General features: G+C 44.5%; 13 protein-coding genes. 7 read left to right on the top strand and 6 right to left on the bottom strand.

Annotation, left to right across the window (positions count from 1 at the left end; translation table 11 throughout):
• Positions 1 to 20: 20 nt before the first annotated feature.
• Positions 21 to 599 carry a LysE family translocator gene (locus tag GSF04_RS02080; RefSeq protein ID WP_249122360.1) on the top strand — a complete coding sequence of 193 codons (579 nt, stop codon included), beginning with the start codon at positions 21 to 23 and terminating at the stop codon, positions 597 to 599.
• Between the two features lie 272 nt (positions 600 to 871).
• On the opposite strand, the gene GSF04_RS02075 is transcribed toward GSF04_RS02080, so the two are convergent.
• The 4 genes from GSF04_RS02075 to GSF04_RS02060 form a co-directional block, all read right to left on the bottom strand.
• A complete protein-coding gene (locus GSF04_RS02075) occupies positions 872 to 1,411 on the bottom strand; it encodes a YqcI/YcgG family protein (RefSeq protein WP_211857369.1) in 540 nt (179 codons plus the stop codon).
• Positions 1,412 to 1,684: 273 nt separating this feature from the next.
• Entirely contained in the window at positions 1,685 to 2,089 is a 405-nt protein-coding gene (locus GSF04_RS02070; RefSeq protein ID WP_211857368.1) for a DUF1801 domain-containing protein, read from the bottom strand.
• 258 nt (positions 2,090 to 2,347) lie between these two features.
• Positions 2,348 to 4,888, bottom strand: coding sequence for an exo 1,3/1,4-beta-D-glucan glucohydrolase (locus GSF04_RS02065; RefSeq protein ID WP_211857367.1), 2,541 nt, complete (start codon positions 4,886 to 4,888; stop codon positions 2,348 to 2,350).
• A 3-nt stretch (positions 4,889 to 4,891) separates the two neighbouring features.
• On the bottom strand, positions 4,892 to 6,142 hold the full coding sequence (locus tag GSF04_RS02060) for a sugar MFS transporter (protein ID WP_211857366.1): 1,251 nt from the start codon (positions 6,140 to 6,142) through the stop codon (positions 4,892 to 4,894).
• A 185-nt stretch (positions 6,143 to 6,327) separates the two neighbouring features.
• Here GSF04_RS02060 and GSF04_RS02055 point away from each other — a divergent pair, with 185 nt between their 5' ends.
• The 6 genes from GSF04_RS02055 (at position 6,328) to GSF04_RS02030 (ending at position 14,126) form a co-directional block, all read left to right on the top strand.
• A complete protein-coding gene (locus GSF04_RS02055) occupies positions 6,328 to 7,671 on the top strand; it encodes a GH1 family beta-glucosidase (protein WP_211857365.1) in 1,344 nt (447 codons plus the stop codon).
• 69 nt (positions 7,672 to 7,740) lie between these two features.
• A complete protein-coding gene (locus GSF04_RS02050) occupies positions 7,741 to 8,748 on the top strand; it encodes a LacI family DNA-binding transcriptional regulator (RefSeq protein WP_211857364.1) in 1,008 nt (335 codons plus the stop codon).
• Positions 8,749 to 8,754: 6 nt separating this feature from the next.
• Positions 8,755 to 10,341 (top strand): sugar porter family MFS transporter, encoded by a 1,587-nt coding sequence (locus GSF04_RS02045; protein ID WP_211857362.1) that lies wholly within the window; start codon positions 8,755 to 8,757, stop codon positions 10,339 to 10,341.
• A gap of 314 nt (positions 10,342 to 10,655) precedes the next feature.
• Positions 10,656 to 12,404, top strand: coding sequence for a hemopexin repeat-containing protein (locus tag GSF04_RS02040; RefSeq protein ID WP_211857360.1), 1,749 nt, complete (start codon positions 10,656 to 10,658; stop codon positions 12,402 to 12,404).
• A gap of 120 nt (positions 12,405 to 12,524) precedes the next feature.
• Complete coding sequence (ltaE, locus tag GSF04_RS02035) at positions 12,525 to 13,535, top strand: low-specificity L-threonine aldolase (protein WP_211857358.1); 1,011 nt, start codon at positions 12,525 to 12,527, stop codon at positions 13,533 to 13,535.
• Positions 13,536 to 13,622: 87 nt separating this feature from the next.
• The gene (locus GSF04_RS02030; RefSeq protein ID WP_211857357.1) at positions 13,623 to 14,126 is read left to right on the top strand and encodes a hypothetical protein; all 504 of its coding nucleotides are present in this window, start codon (positions 13,623 to 13,625) and stop codon (positions 14,124 to 14,126) included.
• A 61-nt stretch (positions 14,127 to 14,187) separates the two neighbouring features.
• Here the strand turns inward: GSF04_RS02030 and GSF04_RS02025 are convergent, their stop codons facing one another.
• Both GSF04_RS02025 and GSF04_RS02020 read right to left on the bottom strand, forming a co-directional pair.
• On the bottom strand, positions 14,188 to 16,350 hold the full coding sequence (locus tag GSF04_RS02025) for a TonB-dependent siderophore receptor (RefSeq protein WP_211857356.1): 2,163 nt from the start codon (positions 16,348 to 16,350) through the stop codon (positions 14,188 to 14,190).
• A 105-nt stretch (positions 16,351 to 16,455) separates the two neighbouring features.
• Positions 16,456 to 16,617, bottom strand: coding sequence for a DUF2256 domain-containing protein (locus GSF04_RS02020; RefSeq protein WP_084204152.1), 162 nt, complete (start codon positions 16,615 to 16,617; stop codon positions 16,456 to 16,458).
• Positions 16,618 to 16,757: the final 140 nt, after the last annotated feature.

The following is a 16,757-nucleotide window of genomic DNA, read 5'->3' as shown; positions in this document are numbered from 1 at the left end:
TTCTGTTTGTAGGTGTCGCTTTGGCGACAATTTTATTACCTGGGCCTGCGGTGATGCTGACTATCAATAACTCAATTCAAAGAGGTTTTGCCAAGTCTTTAGCTGGTATTTGTGGTGTCGCGCTCGGGATTTTGATTGTCGCCGCGGTATCGGCATCAAGTTTAGGTGTGATCTTAGCCAGTTCGGTGTTGGCATTTACGGTCGTTAAATTTATTGGCGCTGCATATCTCTTCTATTTAGGCTACAAAATGTGGCGAACTAAAGGCGAGAGTAAAATAGGCAAGTCTATTGCTGCCAGTTCGATGAAAAAGTGTTTTTTAGAAGGCTTTTTTGTTTCGATCACTAACCCTAAGGCTGTTATTTTCTTTATGTCTATCTTTCCGCAATTTATCAATGTGGAAAATGCCTTTATGCCGCAATTTATGTTGCTGGTTTTGACCTTTAGCCTGCTGGTGTTTATGGTGCATATTTCTTATGCGGTGTTTTCTGGCCTTGCTAAGACTAAATTGTCGTCACCGAAGAGCATGACGATGATGAACAAAGTGAGCGGTGGCGTGTTTTTTGGGTTTGGCGCCGGTTTAGTTGCCGCCGGTAAGTAATTTGAGTGGCTTAAAAATGTAAGCATACTCCCTTTTCCCGCGAGTAGTTAAAGGGAGCAAAGCTTGAGTTCGGCATCGCTTAGCTCCGCACTGCAGCTGGCTTACTAGCCTTAGTGCGAGTGGTTGGGCTACTTAGATTTGAATAAGCGCTTGAAGCACTCATTAAGCCAAAACAACCCAAAGTTGTTAATATGCCAATGACGACGTAAATAATAAAATCGATTACCATGATGTTGCTCATATTTAGTTCCTCTCCGTTGGTACAATGTGCATTAAATTCTGTGGGTTTCTACGTGTGATTCGACGACACGGAAACTCTGTGGGACCTCAAACTGAGGCATTAAGTTAAAAACAATCGCTGGGTACTTAAACTTTCTGTTTCTTGATGCGCTTGTAGGGCTTAAACAAGTGATATAAAGCGGCTCGCCATCCAAATTAAAATGAAAGCTATTGCTGCAATCTGACGATTGAGAATGCGGCCCTCTAGGAGTGCTCTGCGAGACTAGGTTTTGCAATTCCTGCAGTTTACGCCAAACAGACTTATTAAAGTCGCTGTCATCTAAGTGTTGGCTCTGCTCAAAAACCGCCACAAACGCGGCACTTTTCATGCTGTCAAACTCTACCTTTTCGACAAAAGAATAGAGACTCGTTATTAAACTGAAGTTGTTGTGTCTTGAGGTGAGATCGCCAAAACCTAAAACCTCAACATGGTTAAACGCTAATTCGGCTCTATTACCACCACAAATGCATGGAAATTGCTGCTTGTTCACGAAATCGATAAAACTATCTTGCAGCTCGGGTTGTGGTGTCATGTTTTATGCTCCTAATGTTGTTATTTGCGCTAGTTGGTTTTGGTGTTTTCCAATGCTGAATGGCGAAATGCATCTACATTGTTTATCTATCACTATGTAAGCAAGGCTCGAACCACAAATTTAAACATTTAAGTTGCTGAATTTAATTGATTTTTAATCTTCGTGTTTTAATGGGGTAATTTTTTCACGTTTTATTCAGGTAAGAAGTACACGGTTGTAAAAATTGGTAACGGTGGGTTTTTCGCTTCGGGCAAGGTTTACCCAGATTGGTTGTTATTGTCCGAGTAAAGGTAAGTTTTTGAGGTTTTTATAGTCCATTGCAATGGCGATACAACGGTAAAGTAGTGCTGTTGGCATGTCTTGTTCTAATTTAAGGACAATCGCTCGGTTTTCTTCAAATTGTAACTCGTCGGAAAATAGTACTCTAAATGTATCAACTAGCTTCGTTTGGCAGTGAAAATAAAGGTGATAGTTAGTAGGCGTTTTGGCTTTCCAAGCCATACGGAAAGGGCTACCCGATTTAACACAGAAGCTTAACTCTCCCCACTTTATTGCCTCAATCACTGCGCCAAAGTTTTGCTCACTGGCCACCTGTATAACGAGGCTACGCAGTGCCCTGATTTTTGCTTGTGCAGCAGGTGGATAGGTACTAATCACTTGTTCGGCTATGTTTGACACTCTGACTCTTCCTTGGTGTTAGCTCATTTAGCTCATTTAGCTCATAAAGTAGAGTATTAAATTGAACGGGTGAGGGCAAGTGTGCTCTTGGTGTGACTTTTTAAATCGCTTGTTTGTGCCCTGTAAAAAGAATAAACGAGCGCATCAGACAATTGGCTTATCTTAGATCTCTTAAATTCTAGTCCACATTAAAGTTGGTTCATTAGACACTAAAAAACGATGTGAACACGGCTTGGTGCCCACATCGTGTTAAGGGGACTAATTGCAGCTTAGTGTCGGTGATGCTTCTGAAGAGATCTGTATCTCAGACAGCGTTACCTCTAGTATTCCAGCGGTTGAAAGCTCGAAAGGGACAACGGTTTTAGTGAAGTCCATGCCTTGGGTTTTAAAGCAATTGAGGTCAATGCTTAGTGATTGCCATTTGGCCAACGGCATCGCTTGAAGTTGCTTAGCAATATCGATTTTTGCGGTGCATGAGCCGTTTGCATCCGCTTCGCCTTCGCAGCTCATCGCTACCCAAACCGGTTTATCTGGCGCTGCATCAACTTGTACTTTAAAAGTAAGGGCGCTGTCGGTTGGAATACTTGGGCTTATGTCTTCCCTAAAGTAGCTTTCACTAGCGAGTCTAAAGCCGCTGCGTCGACTACCGTCAAAAAGTAGCTGAATGGCATCTTCTTGTACTTCTCTGTCAGTTGTGCGGTAGCTAATACCACCGAGCGTATGGGTGTTGGCATTTATCACTTGATTTTCGGTACTGCTGTATAAATGGCCTTGCCAAGGTTTATTGATTGATCTTACCAGTAAGTCTACACCGCCGGCGAGATTTGCCTGAGTTTGTATTTGCTCTGGTAAATTATCTGCTAGTACATTTTGGTCTGAATAACGTAAGCCAAAACCATAAGGTAAAAGCGGGTCGTAATTTTCATCTTGGTAATTGACGATTTGTGTCGGCGTTTTTGGCCAAGAGTAGCTAAGCTTGCCAGTAAAATCATACTTAACTTGGCCGTTTTTTTCGGCAAGTAATACGTCACTGATCCCAATTCCTTCAGATCCCGGTAACCATGCCGCCACAAATGCATCTGATGCGTTGAGTTCAGGGTTTACCCACATTGGGCGACCACTGATAAACACCGCCACCGTAGGAATTCCAGCTTGTTTAAAGCGTTTGAGTAATGCGAGATCAGATTTATCAGACGGCTTGTATTCAAGTGTTGCTCTATCACCGTGGCCCTCTGCATAGGGATCTTCGCCAAATACCACAATAGCAACGTCAGGCTTATCTTCGAAATCACCGCGAGTACTTAATGTGACGGTGCCACCAGCCGCTTCTGCTTGCTGCTTTATACCATCATAAATAGAAGTACCGCCCGGGAAGTCGGCATTGGTGTTGTTGGTACCTTGCCAAGTAATACTCCATCCGCCGGATTGTTTGCCGATATTGTCGGCACCATCGCCTGCTAACAAAATATGTTGGTTTGGTTTAAGTGGTAATAGCTGATCTTTGTTTTTGAGTAAAACCAGTGACTCACGTACGGCTTGGCGCGCAACTTTACGGTGTGACTCTGCGCCAATGATTTCTGAGTTGCCAGCCAATGGACGATTTGCAGGACTTGGTTTTTCAAAAAGTCCCGCACGGAGTTTAACTCTTAAAATACGACTTACTGCATCATCAATGCGAGACTGCGCGATAGCGCCGCTTTTTGCTTGCGCTAGCGTATTGTTGTACAAGGCTTTCCAGTCGTTCGGGGCCATGACAATATCAATGCCGGCATTAATGGCCTCCGCGCAGCTGTCGTTCGTACAGCCTTTTATTTGGCCGTGACCATTCCAATCGCTCACCACAAAACCATCAAAATTCATTCGCTCTTTGAGCACTTGGGTAAGCAAATAATGACTGCCATGCACTTTTTCGCCATGCCAACTGTTAAACGACGCCATCACCGATTGTGCTCCGGCTTCAAGTCCGCCTACGTAGCCTTGAGCGTGAAGTGCAATTAATGCTTTTTCAGAGGCGATGTTGTCGCCTTGGTCGTCACCATCAACTGTGCCACCATCGCCGACAAAATGCTTTACCGTGCTGATCACGCGGTTCTTACCAAGAAAGTCCGCCTTAGGATCGCCCTGTAAGCCTTTAACAATAGCGCTGGAATACGCTTTTACGATGTCGGGATGCTCCGAGTATCCTTCATAGGTGCGTCCCCAGCGATCATCACGCACCACCGCGACCGTCGGGGCAAAGATCCAATCAATTCCGGTGGCTAACACTTCTTTTGCGGTAATGTGGGCGATTTTCTCAATAAGATCTGGGTTATTTGCTGCGCCAAGGCCAATGTTATGTGGAAATAGCGTAGCGCCAATGACGTTATTGTGGCCATGAACCGCATCCGTTCCCCACATGGTTGGAATAGTGCTGCCATCTAGGCTATCGTCAATCGATGCCTGATAGAGCGCTTCGGCAAGTTTAACCCAATCTTCCGGCGTTGCATGTTTGTTGTTGTAAGGAAATGCGCCACCGCCATTGAGATATGAGCCGAATCCGTACTCTCGCATTTCTGCGACGGTAATATTTCGGATCTCAGGCTGGATCATCTGCGCAACTTTTTGCTCCAGGGTCATCTTAGCGAGTATCGACCGAATTCTTTCTTCTAGATTGTTATCGGTTTGGATAGCAGGCGTCAGCGCTGGCCAGTTTTCTACTTGGCGAGCTGCATCAACACTGGTTTTATTTGGGCTTTCGCTACAGCCTGTTAAGGTTGCGATAGCCATTGCAAGACTTAGCATGGTTATTTTCGTTTTCATGTCTTAATTACTCTTGAAACGCTGAGGAGTTGCGCCTTTTAATCCAAAGTAGGCGATGTAGATATAGCATAAAGCAGGCAGTAAGAATGATAGCTGCAGATTGATTCCGTCTGCTAGCATCCCTTGTAATAGCGGGATAACTGCACCGCCGACAATAGCAAGACAGAGAATGCCTGAGCCCTGTGCCGTTTGTTTTCCAAGCCCATTCAACGATAAGCTAAAGATAGTCGGGAACATCACGGAGTTACAAAGCCCGACCGCCAAAATGCTCCAAAGGGCGAGCTGACCGCTGCTAAATACTGCGATAAGTACTAATGCAAATGCACAGACTGCATTAAAGGCAAGCACGGTTCGACCCGATATTTTCTGCATGACTAACGCGCCAATAAAGCGTCCGATCATGGCTCCACCCCAATAATATGCGATGAGCTTTGCAGCTTGGGCTTCGGTCATGTTGCCAATGTCCGGTTGATGTAAGAAGCTAACGAGCGTTGAGCCAATTGCCACTTCAGCTCCAACATAAACGAAAATACCGATTGCACCGAGCACCAAGTGTTTATGCTGCCATGCCTTGATTTCACCTGTGGTGACTTCCTCAGTAGTACTACTTAGCTGGGGAAGTTTGATAAAGGCAAAGATCAAAGCCAATGACGCGAGCATGGCTGCCAACATCAAGTAAGGCAATTGGGTTGCGCTGGCATTACCTACCTCAACTGTGCTTCCCTCACTGAAGATGAGCATGGCGCCAAAAAATGGAGCGACAGTCGTACCGAGAGAGTTAAAGGCTTGGGTCATGGTGAGTCGTGCAGGGGCGGTTTCGGGAGAGCCAAGTACACTAACAAACGGGTTAGCAGCAACTTGTAGCACTGTGATCCCTGCCGCTAGTACAAATAGCGCGAATAAAAACACGCCGTAGATACCACTTTCAGCCGCTGGGTAAAAAAGCACACAGCCGATGCCTGCGGTAAGTAATCCAGTTACAATGCCTTTTTGATAGCCGATTTTTCCAACCAATTTGCCAGCTGGCACCGAAACAACAAAATAGGCGCTAAAAAAGCAAAATTGGATCAGCATAGCTTGAGTGTAATTAAGCTCAAACGCGCCTTTGAGGTACGGAATTAAAATATCATTCAAGCAAGTGATGAAACCCCACATAAAAAATAGTGAGGTGAGGGCCCCTAAAGCAAATCGGTACTGACCAGTATGGCCTGTGGCGATTGCTGCTGAAACCTGTGGTTGAGACGGTACGCTCACGACAAACTCCTAGTTGATTTTTTTTGGTAAAGCGCTTACATTTATAAAAATGAAAGCGCTTACATTTTTAATGATGATTGCAGAAAGCGAACACGAATTCAAATAAAAAATGTTTTTGCCTTGCACTGTGACTAACACAACACGCTCGTACCTTGGCGTGAATACATAACTTGGAACGATTAACCATGAATAAAATTATCCTGCCAACACACTCGGCCATGTTGAAGGCAGACTATATTTTCGGCGTTGCCACTTCGTCATTTCAAATCGAAGGTGAGCGGCGTGGGCGTTGTGAGTCAATTTGGGATAGGTTTTGTGAACATGATGGCGCGATAAAGGATAGTAGTAACGGTGATATTGCCTGTGAGCATGTATCCAGATGGCAGCAAGATGTTGAACTCATAACCAGTTTAGGGGTTGACGCCTATCGCCTTTCTATTTCTTGGCCAAGAGTAATGAATGATGATGGCACGGTTAACGATGCTGGACTTTCATTTTACCAACAATTGGTCGATGCGTTGGTTGTTAAAGGCTTAAAAGTGTTTGTCACGCTATATCACTGGGACTTACCACAAGCGCTTGAGGATAAGGGCGGATGGCTGAATCGAGAAACGGCTGTGGCTTTTGCACGGTATACCGAGGTGGTATGTAAAGCGCTTGGCGATAAAGTGTATGCGTACACCACGTTAAATGAACCATTTTGTAGTGCACATTTGGGGTATGAATTAGGTATTCATGCACCGGGCTTGCGCTCCCAAGCGGCGGGACGACAAGCAGCTCATCACCTGCTTCTTGCCCATGGTTTAGCGATGCAAGTGTTAAGAGCGCATTGCCCAAATAGCCTTCATGGAGTCGTGTTGAATTTTGCCAATGCGGATCCTGTGTCTACAGCGCATTGTGACGTGGAAGCGGCAAAAATTGCGGATGATTACTGTAATCACTGGTATATCAAGCCTATCCTTGAAGGGCTGTACCCAGATTTACTTGCCCAGCTCCCGAGAGACGTACAACCAGATATGTTAGCTGGAGATTTAGAGATTATTGCTGCTCCCATTGATTATCTTGGCGTGAACTATTACACCCGAAATATTTATCAATCTGATGGTAATGGATGGTATGAACAAGTTGAGCCTAGTGCCAAAACGCTCACTACAATGGGCTGGGAAGTCGTGCCAGACTCTTTTTGTGCATTGCTTCGGGAGTTACATGCTGAATACCAGTTGCCACCACTTTATATCACAGAAAATGGTGCAGCCTTTGACGATAAAATGGAAAATGGCGAAATATTAGACGTGCAAAGGCTGGCGTACTTCCAATCTCATCTGCTCGCGGTTAATCAAGCTATGGAGCAGGGCGTTGATATTCGTGGCTACTTTGCATGGAGTTTAATGGATAATTTCGAATGGGCAGAGGGGTATACGCAACGCTTTGGTATTGTGCACGTTGATTATCATACTCAGCAAAGAACCTTAAAGGCGAGTGCAAAAGCCTACCAAACGATGCTGTTTGAGCGTAAATCAAGTGTCTAAAACTATGCGCATTTTGAGCCAAAATTGGTATAGTGCGCAGATACAACTGATGGAATAAAAGTAATAGGTATGGCAACGATTTACGAAGTCTCAAAAGCTGCTGGGGTATCATTAGCCACGGTGTCACGGGTGATGAATGGCAATGCAAAGGTGAGTGACAAAACCAAAGAGAAGGTGCTCGCGGCAATGTCAGAGTTAGGTTATAAACCTAACGCCATCGCACAATCTTTGGCTTCTAACCGCAGTAACAGTGTGGGGCTTATGGTATCTGAGCTACACGGTTCTTTCTTTGGTGACATGATGAGCACCATAGAGAGTACGCTGAGAACGGCGGGTAAACATGCCATTATTGCGGCGGGCCATAGTGATGAAGAAAAAGAGCAACAAGCCATCGAATTTTTATTGGATAGGCGCTGCGATGCCTTAATTGTGCATGCAGAAGCAGTCAGTGATGAATATCTCATTGAGCTTGCGGGACGAGATGTAGAACTGGTGCTAGTGAACCGCCACATTCCAGAGTTGGCAGAGCGCTGTTTTTATACTGACAACGAACTGGGTGGATACTTAGCGACTGAGGCGCTATTGCAGCGCGGACACCGAGATATCGCGTATATCAGTGGACCGCTATTTAAGCTTGACGCCAAAGCGCGCTTGGCTGGTCATCAAAAAGCCTTAGCTGAATACCATGTGTCATTTGATCCTAAGCTCTCATTTGAAGGCGGCTATCATGAAACCGATGGCATCGCGGGATTTAAGCATCTAATGCAAACAGGGCAGCGGTTTAGTGCCTTGGTTTGCGCAAACGATGAGATGGCATCAGGTGCGATGACTGCGGCCAGAGAAGCTGGACTTGATGTCCCATCAGCGCTTTCCGTTGTAGGCTTTGACGATGTGTTATTTACCAAATATCTTTATCCAAAACTCACCACCATAGATAACCCTATTCGTAAAATGGGCAATGCGGCCGCGCGTTGGGTACTTAAGCATGTGTATAAAGAGAAGCACCAACCCGATGTTGAAAATCTCTACCCACCAACCTTAATCTTGCGCGATTCTATCGCCGTAAAAGCAGAGTAATAAGCGATGACCAGCCTGTCGATATCCAATGCATTGAAGTACACCTTAATTGTATCGTTAGGCGGGTTTATTTTTGGCTTTGATGCGTCGGTGATTTCGGGCGCAATTGGCTTTATCAGCGAGGCCTTTAAGCTCACCCCATGGCAGCAAGGGATAGTTGTGAGTGCGCCTACCTTAGGAGGGTTGGTCGCAACACTTATTGCAGGGCCGGTGGCTGATGCTATTGGCCGTAAGCAAACATTGCTGATGACCGCGTGTTTGTATTTTGTCTCCGCGATTGGCTCGGCTTTTGCGACTTCGTTTGAAGCATTGGTAATTGCGCGTTTCATTGGTGGAATGGCATTTTGTTCTTTGATGGTGGCGCCCATGTATATTGCTGAGATCAGCTTAGCGGATCAGCGCGGGCGTTTAGTATCGGTTAATCAGCTCAATATAGTCGTTGGCCTATTTATCTCCTATTTCACTAATTATTTCTTACTTCAGCTCAGTCATAGCGAAGCAATGTGGGTGTCTGGTTGGCAAATAGATACTCAAACATGGCGTTGGATGCTTGGTGTTGAGGCGCTGCCAGCACTGGCGTGGATTTTGTTGTTACTGTTATTGCCACGAAGTCCTCGGTGGTTATTGATGAAAGATCAGCAGCTAGAGGCTAAACGCACATTAACGCGATTGTTTGGTAGCAACAATGCACAACAGCAACTTGATGCTATTCAAGCCGCGTTACCGAAACTGCAACTGAGTAGTTTGTCGCTTGCGCGCAAAATGGGCAGTTTGTTTAGTAAGCGACTTCGTGTTCCTTTGCTGGTAGGCATTGTGCTTGCCGTCGCGCAGCAAGTCACCGGGATCAATGTGGTGTTTTTTTATGCTCCGACCATTTTTGAGCAAAGCGGTATTGGTACTGATGCTGCATTTATGCAAGCGATTTGGATTGGTCTTATCAATGTAGTTTTTACCATCGTTGCGCTACTGACCATAGATAAATTCGGACGGCGGCCATTGTTACTTATTGGATTAACGGGCATTTGCTTTAGTATGGCGCTGTGTAGCTGGGGCTTTAAGCAAGCAACTTATCAGCTAAATACAGCGCATATTGCTGAAATTAAGACAGAAGTAGCCGATTTTCCTGCGCATGCATTAGCGCCAATATTAGGCCAGACTTTCACCTCCGACGTTGCATTTAATGACGCGATAAAGCAGCGTTTAACTGCAGACGAGTATCGGCAATACAAGTCGGTGATTTTCGCACACAGCATTAATATGCCAGCAAAACTGGTTTTGCTTGGGATTTCTCTTTTTGTTGCGTCGTTTGCGATGTCGCTGGGGCCAGTCATGTGGGTAATGTTTTCGGAGATATTTCCAAATGCAATTCGAGCCGTTGCGATTTCCGTTGTCGGTGTGATTAATAATGCCGCCAGCTTTACTGTACAACTAGTGTTTCCGTGGGAGCTTGAATATTTAGGTGCAAGCACCACCTTCTTATTGTACAGCCTGTTTTCATTGCTTTCGTTTGCGCTGGTATTTTTGTTTGTGGAAGAAACCAAAGGTAAGAGCTTGGAGCAGCTAAGCAAAAGTTTGGAAGCGAAACCTAGTTAACCTGAGCTGCGGATAATTAATGCCTTTCTAGCAGCCAGTTTTAGCGCTAACTGCGTTGAATTCACTTCCAATAGCCAGCTATTGGTGCGTAAATTCGCCTTGTTTTCCCTAAAACTCTCTGGCTAGATAAGGAGAAAACTAAGTTGTGCTTTAGCAACAATGAGTTGGAACATTCCTTATCCAAACCTCAGGTTAGTTAGCAAAACCCGCGATAAAATATTTCTCTATGTAATTTTTTTGTAAACGATTATTCATGTTTGGGATTTATTATCTTCCTTGGACTAGTCCAGAAATTCACATTTAAAGGAAAGATAATGAAATTACCCGTGCTTAGCAGTGCATTACTTGCACTTTCATTTACCGCAAGTGCAGATGCACTTGAAAACAAAGTATTGCTCATTGGTATCGATGGCCTGCAATACGAAAAAATAGGTGTAAATAATACACCGAACTTTGATCGCCTATATCTAACTCAAGCTTACACTGGCGGGATCGCAAAAACACAAACACAGCAAAAAACCAAAAGTGGCCCAGGTTGGGCGACAATTTTAACTGGGGTTTGGGTGAATAAGCATCAAGTGCCGAGCAACGACTCAGGCCTAGCAAACAAAGCCTATCCCAGCCTTTATCGTTACATCGCAGAACATGATGCTAACGCCGATATCTCAAGTTTTAGTACTTGGGGACCTATTCATACGCAATTCTTCAGTGACGATGTCGCCTTGATGGACAGAAGATCGGAGGGAGGCGGCGATGATGATAATTTAAATAAAGCGCTGGCTACATTAAATAACGGCTCACCAGATTTTGTCTTTTTACATTTAGATGAACCGGACGCTGTGGGCCACAGCTTATGCTTTGGTTCTGCCTACAATAAATCGGTAGAAGATGCGGACAAGCGACTGGGTAAATTACTCGACGCGGTTGAAGCAAGAGAGCAAAACGGTGAGAACTGGTTGGTGATGGTCACGACCGATCATGGCCGTACACCGGTTGTTGGTTGTCATCATGGTGAGCAAACTGAGCCGGAAAAAACCATCTTTATCGCCACCAACAAAGTGTTGAATAAAGAATTTAGCTCAAAAGATGTTAATCCTGCTAATACCGACTTCTCTGGTTTATATGGCTATCCAGCACAAACAGCGATTGTACCGACCATTTTATCTTACATGGGTATTAAAACAAATGTGCAAGCGGGTTTTGAAAGCACGCCGATGTACGGTGACTTAGGAATTCGTAAACTCAATTATGCCAATAAACTATTTACGTGGCTAAATGGTGCGAATGCGCAAACGCGTGTTTATCGAAATAATCAACTGATTGAAACTTTGCCTGCGGGTGTTGCCCAGTGGCAAGATCCGCAGCCCGTATCTGGCATCAATAACTATAGCTTTGAGCAACAGGGTGTGCATGTTGGTTATCGAGTTACCGAGCTGAAACTCAATGCGGCGCATCAGTGGCATAATACTAAAAGCTACTTTTTCTCTGAAGATGCGCGCTACTGGCGTTACGATACTGTGTTAGATAAAACGGATGATGGTTATCCGGTATCGGTGACTAATGGTAACTGGCCAGGACTTGGCGATTATGCAGAACAAATTCGTGCGAGTTTTTATAAAGACAGTGGTACGGTGTACTATTTCCTATCGGATGGTCAATACCTGAGCTATGACATACAGAGCGATAAGGTACGAGCAGGTTACCCTAAAGCAATTGATAACAATACTTGGCCGGGGCTTGCTGCCTACGCAAATAAAATAACAGCAACCCTTCGTTGGACGTCCGATAAGGTGTATTTCTTCCTAGATGATGGTCAATACTTACGCTATGACTTGGGAGATGACCGAGTGGACAGTGGGTATCCCAAAGCTATCAACGATAATACTTGGCCGGGACTTGGTGCTTACGCGACAAAGATAAGTGCAGCATTAAAGTGGAACGACACGCGTGCTTATTTCTTCTTAACTGATGGTCGCTATCTAAGATATAGCATTACTTTTGACAAAGTGGATGCGGGTTATCCTAAAGCCATTGATAATGGCACTTGGCCCGGGTTGCAGTAAACACTGCAAAAGTAACGGATCTTGAAGGGAGTGAACAACTCCCTTTTTCACCTTGTTTTATACTTCAATGCGCGTTTTTCAGTTATGCTGTGCGCTCCTCTTTTGACAAGGATAAGATTGATGGATTTTAGATCTGATACGGTTACGCAACCGACCCCCACCATGAAACAAAGCATGTTTGACGCGCCGCTTGGTGACGATGTTTATGGTGATGATCCGACAGTGAATGCACTTGAACAGTTTGCCGCTGAGCGTCATGGTTTTGAAGCTGCGCTGTTTACCAGCTCAGGCACGCAAGCAAACCTGCTTGCACTGATGAGCCATTGTGAAAGAGGGGATGAATATCTTTGTGGCCAACAGGCGCATAATTATAAATTTGAGGCGGGTGGAGCGGCTGTGCTTGGCTCTATTCAGCCGCAACCATTGGAAAACGAGGCCGATGGCAGTATTTGCTTAGAAAGAATTAAGCAAGCGATTAAACCTGACGATTTTCATTTTGCGAGAACTAAGCTGCTTAGTTTAGAAAACACCATTGGTGGCAAGGTATTAAGTCTAGAATATATCGCACAAGCCAGAGCACTGTGTGACGAGCGTAGCTTAAAGCTCCATCTTGACGGTGCAAGAGTCTATAACGCTGCAGTCGCCTTAAAGGTTGATATCACAGAAATCGTAAAGCACTTTGATTCATTTACTATTTGCTTATCTAAAGGACTTGGCGCGCCGATTGGCTCTTTATTGCTTGGTGATAAAGCATTGATAGAAAAGGCGAGAAGGCTTAGAAAAATGCTTGGTGGCGGTATGCGTCAGGCGGGCATGCTCGCGGCGGCTGGTCTTTATGCTTTGCAGCATAATGTAGAGCGTCTCGAGGAAGATCATCAAAACGCGCAATATTTAGCTGATAAACTTGAGCAACTGCCTGGGTTTAAGCCATGCAAGCACTTAGTACAGACAAATATTATCTTCGCTGAAGTGGAAGCCGGCATCGATCTTTTTACGATAGCAAAGCAGTTAAAGGCAAAGGGCATTAATATCACTCCAGGATATCAAGGCATGCGATTTGTGACGCATATGGGAGTGAATCGCGCCGATGTGGATGAGCTAATAGCAGAACTCACTAATTTGTTGATGTGATAGGTATTACACTTATTTACATTTGGTGTGTTCTATTTGGGAACGATTGCTGCTAGTTTTGTGCGAAAGTTATATAAGGAAAATTTAATGTTCTCTTCGTTGATAAAGACCACTTTTGGTATTTCTGCTTTGCTAATCAGCATCGCAAGTGTTGCCAATTCGGTCGATTTTTCTGCTGGTACTGGCTATCCATTTTTTGGTCAAATTGAACTGTCACTTCCACAAGCCGATAGTAATAGTCGATGGTATGGGAATTATCTCCTCGGTTTAGATGATGGGTTTTCTGTCGGTTATGAAAAAGCGGTATCTGAAAACAACAAACATGCTTTAGGTGTGGTGCTTGGCGCATTAGGGGCGAGAGATGCAGGTCCAGTATGTAAAGAAGAGGGCACTGTATGTGATATTTTCGAGCCGCTTATCGATCTCTTTGATAGTGAAACGACAAATGGTATCGGTGTAAGTTATAGCTACTATTTTACCAGTATCAATCAACCAGGTTGGCGGGTTAAATTGGTTGCAGGTTATGGTGAAAGTGATAGACATAACGTTGAGCGTGCTGATGGCAGTTTAATTTTTAGCTATCAGTTTTAAGTCATCGCCCTATTACCATTGGTCTCGGTTCTAGGGCGATTTAGTTCTTATAATTTAATCGTTAAAACTTGTATTTTACGTTGGCGCTGATGGTTCTACGCTGTCCGTAAAAACAGTCTCCACGGAACAAGCAGCTGGTAATCACCGTTTTATCGCTGACATTATCGACTTGTAAACTGAATTGATATTGTTCAATGTCATAGCCAATCATCATATCAACAAGCGTAAAGTTGTCGGTCACTAATTGCTGGTGCAGTGTTTGTCCGTTTAGTTCAACTGTACGACTGCCATCATAAGTTTCTCCCACATGTCTGATACCGGCACCAAACTTAAGCCCAGGAAGCCATTCATCTGCGCGGTACGTTGCCCAAATTGAAGCTAAGTGCTTTGGTGTTGCTGAGAGCTGAGTATCATCTGTGATTAACGTGACCAAGTCCTGTGCTACATAGAGTTCTGTGGATGATAGCGGAGAAACGTCTTGCTCTGTTTCCAAGTAAGAGTAAGCGGCATAGATATCAAGGTGCTGCCATTCAAGCTGGGCTTCAAGCTCTAATCCTTTTACTGCAATTTCACCGTCTTGTACTTCAAACTCAGGGGAAACTTTTCGTATTTGATTTTTGTCTTTAATTTCAAATATAGAAGCAGTGATAAGGTGTTCAGTACCCGTTGGCTGATATTTCAAGCCAAGTTCAACTTGCTCGCCCTCAAGCGGTTTATATGCGCCACCTTGTGGTTTTTGTCCAAATACAGCCTTAAATGATTCAGAATAGCTAGCATAGGGTGCTATGCCATTCTCAAATTGGTAAAGCACACCGATCCTACCTGTTGTGGCATTCTGACTATTTTTGATTGCACCTACCGTTTGCACCTGATTTGAAACGTCATCATAGCGAAGTGCCGCATTGAGTACCCAGCTGTTTACTTCCGCAGTAACTTGCGCATAAGCACCAAGCTGCTTGTTGTTTAGCGTATTCTCGGGGTTATCGACAACCGCTGTTGGTAACTCAGTGCTTTGTCCATACACTGGGTTATATAAGTCTAGTGGTGCAGCAACGCCGCGGCCGCGATCAGAATCCGTATCCGCATTTTGGTAGTCAACACCCGAAACCATAGTTAATCTCACCGTATCTAGTTCCAAATATTTATGGAATTGAAGATCCATCGTCACACTACGTGCACTTGAATCGGTGAGGCTGGCGATACGCTTAACAGTGCGTTTGTCGGCTTCAAATTTTGGTGGCCAAGAATAAATGGTACGGTACTCGGATGAACTATCGCTGTAGCGACCGGAGAACTTTATATGTGTGTCTAAATCAAAGCTGTGCTCAACGATAGCGGTGATCGCTTGTTGCTCAGTATCATATTTATCCCAACCTGGCTCGCTGACGAAACGTTCACTGGGAATTTGGCCATATTGTGCAGGTAGAATAGTGCCTTCATGCGGGAAGAATTGCGTTGAAGAGCCTGATTCATTTCTCTGAAGATTGGCAAGCAAGGTAATTTTAGTTTCATCTGAAGCAAGCCAGCTAAAGCTTGGTGCAAGCATCAGGGTGTTGTCATCAACATAATCGGTCTGCGTGCCGCTGTCTCGATACATGGCAACAGCACGTGCCTGATACTCTTGCTGCTCACCAAATGTGGTGTTGTAATCAAGTGCTAGTTGCTTACGGTCGTAGTTGCCCACTTGTGCCCAGATCTCACCTTCAGTGTCTGCTTTTGGCAATTTTGATACTGCGTTGACGATACCACCTGTAGACCCCTGTCCGTAAAGTACTGATGAAGGGCCTTTTAAGATCTCTACGCTTTCAAGCGCATAAGGGTTCGTACGGGTATTGTTGTAATTGCCAAAAAGCTTTTGCAGGCCGTCAACGTAGAGTAAGGGGTCGACGCCACGAATTTTAGACCAATCGCCTCGAGTATCAACACCATATGGCCCATTATAAACACCTGCAACATACCCAATCGCATCTTGCAGTGTTTCTGCGCCTAAATCAGAAATACGTTGCGCTGTTAAGACTGAAACTGAAACAGGCGTTTTGACGATAGGAATTGCTGTTTTTGACGCAGTAGCACTAACGTATGAAATCAGACCTCTTGGGCTAACTTCGATGATTTCAATGTCGTCTTTATCTTGTTTTGTTTGCTCTTGTGCAATTGCGGAGCAAGACAACGCCAATGCAACACTGGCTATAAGGCTTGGATATTTGTATTTAAATGAGCGCATGATTAATCCCTATGATCTAAGTTTGCGCAAATGATATTGTAGATGAGAGTGATTATCAATATTATTGTTCTGTAATTTGCAAATATTACAAAGCTTTATTCTAGACTACGTATTGTTGTGCCTTATATCTGGGCGGTGCTCAGCTGCGCAGCGCTTTGAGCAGTATTTAACGTTTTCCCAATCTCTTTGCCATTTTTTCCGCCAATAAAACGGGCGTTTGCAAATAGGGCATACTTTATAAGGTAGGTTTACTTTCTTATGAGCCATTTGAGGTTTATACCAATTAGTCTTAATACTTGCTCAATTTGAAGGAGCAAATCTGACGCTAACTGCGTTAAAAATTTCTCATTTAGAACAACTAAATAACCTGAGCTGCGGATAATTAATGCCTTTCTAGCAGCCAGTTT

This window comes from Pseudoalteromonas sp. A22 (assembly GCF_018141345.1).
Classification (GTDB): domain Bacteria; phylum Pseudomonadota; class Gammaproteobacteria; order Enterobacterales; family Alteromonadaceae; genus Pseudoalteromonas; species Pseudoalteromonas maricaloris.
The sequence above is the reverse complement of the archived record's forward strand: the minus strand, read 5'-3'. Positions and strand labels throughout refer to the sequence as shown.

Bases quoted from the DNA above. Each gene is read 5' to 3' on its own strand.
- GSF04_RS02075 (WP_211857369.1), bottom strand. From the start codon at position 1,411: ATGACACCACAACCCGAGCTGCAAGATAGTTTTATCGATTTCGTGAAC.
- GSF04_RS02065 (WP_211857367.1), bottom strand. From the start codon at position 4,888: ATGAAAACGAAAATAACCATGCTAAGTCTTGCAATGGCTATCGCAACC.
- GSF04_RS02055 (WP_211857365.1), top strand. From the start codon at position 6,328: ATGAATAAAATTATCCTGCCAACACACTCGGCCATGTTGAAGGCAGAC.
- GSF04_RS02050 (WP_211857364.1), top strand. From the start codon at position 7,741: ATGGCAACGATTTACGAAGTCTCAAAAGCTGCTGGGGTATCATTAGCC.
- GSF04_RS02045 (WP_211857362.1), top strand. From the start codon at position 8,755: ATGACCAGCCTGTCGATATCCAATGCATTGAAGTACACCTTAATTGTA.
- GSF04_RS02040 (WP_211857360.1), top strand. From the start codon at position 10,656: ATGAAATTACCCGTGCTTAGCAGTGCATTACTTGCACTTTCATTTACC.
- ltaE (WP_211857358.1), top strand. From the start codon at position 12,525: ATGGATTTTAGATCTGATACGGTTACGCAACCGACCCCCACCATGAAA.
- GSF04_RS02030 (WP_211857357.1), top strand. From the start codon at position 13,623: ATGTTCTCTTCGTTGATAAAGACCACTTTTGGTATTTCTGCTTTGCTA.
- GSF04_RS02025 (WP_211857356.1), bottom strand. From the start codon at position 16,350: ATGCGCTCATTTAAATACAAATATCCAAGCCTTATAGCCAGTGTTGCA.
- GSF04_RS02020 (WP_084204152.1), bottom strand. From the start codon at position 16,617: ATGGCTCATAAGAAAGTAAACCTACCTTATAAAGTATGCCCTATTTGC.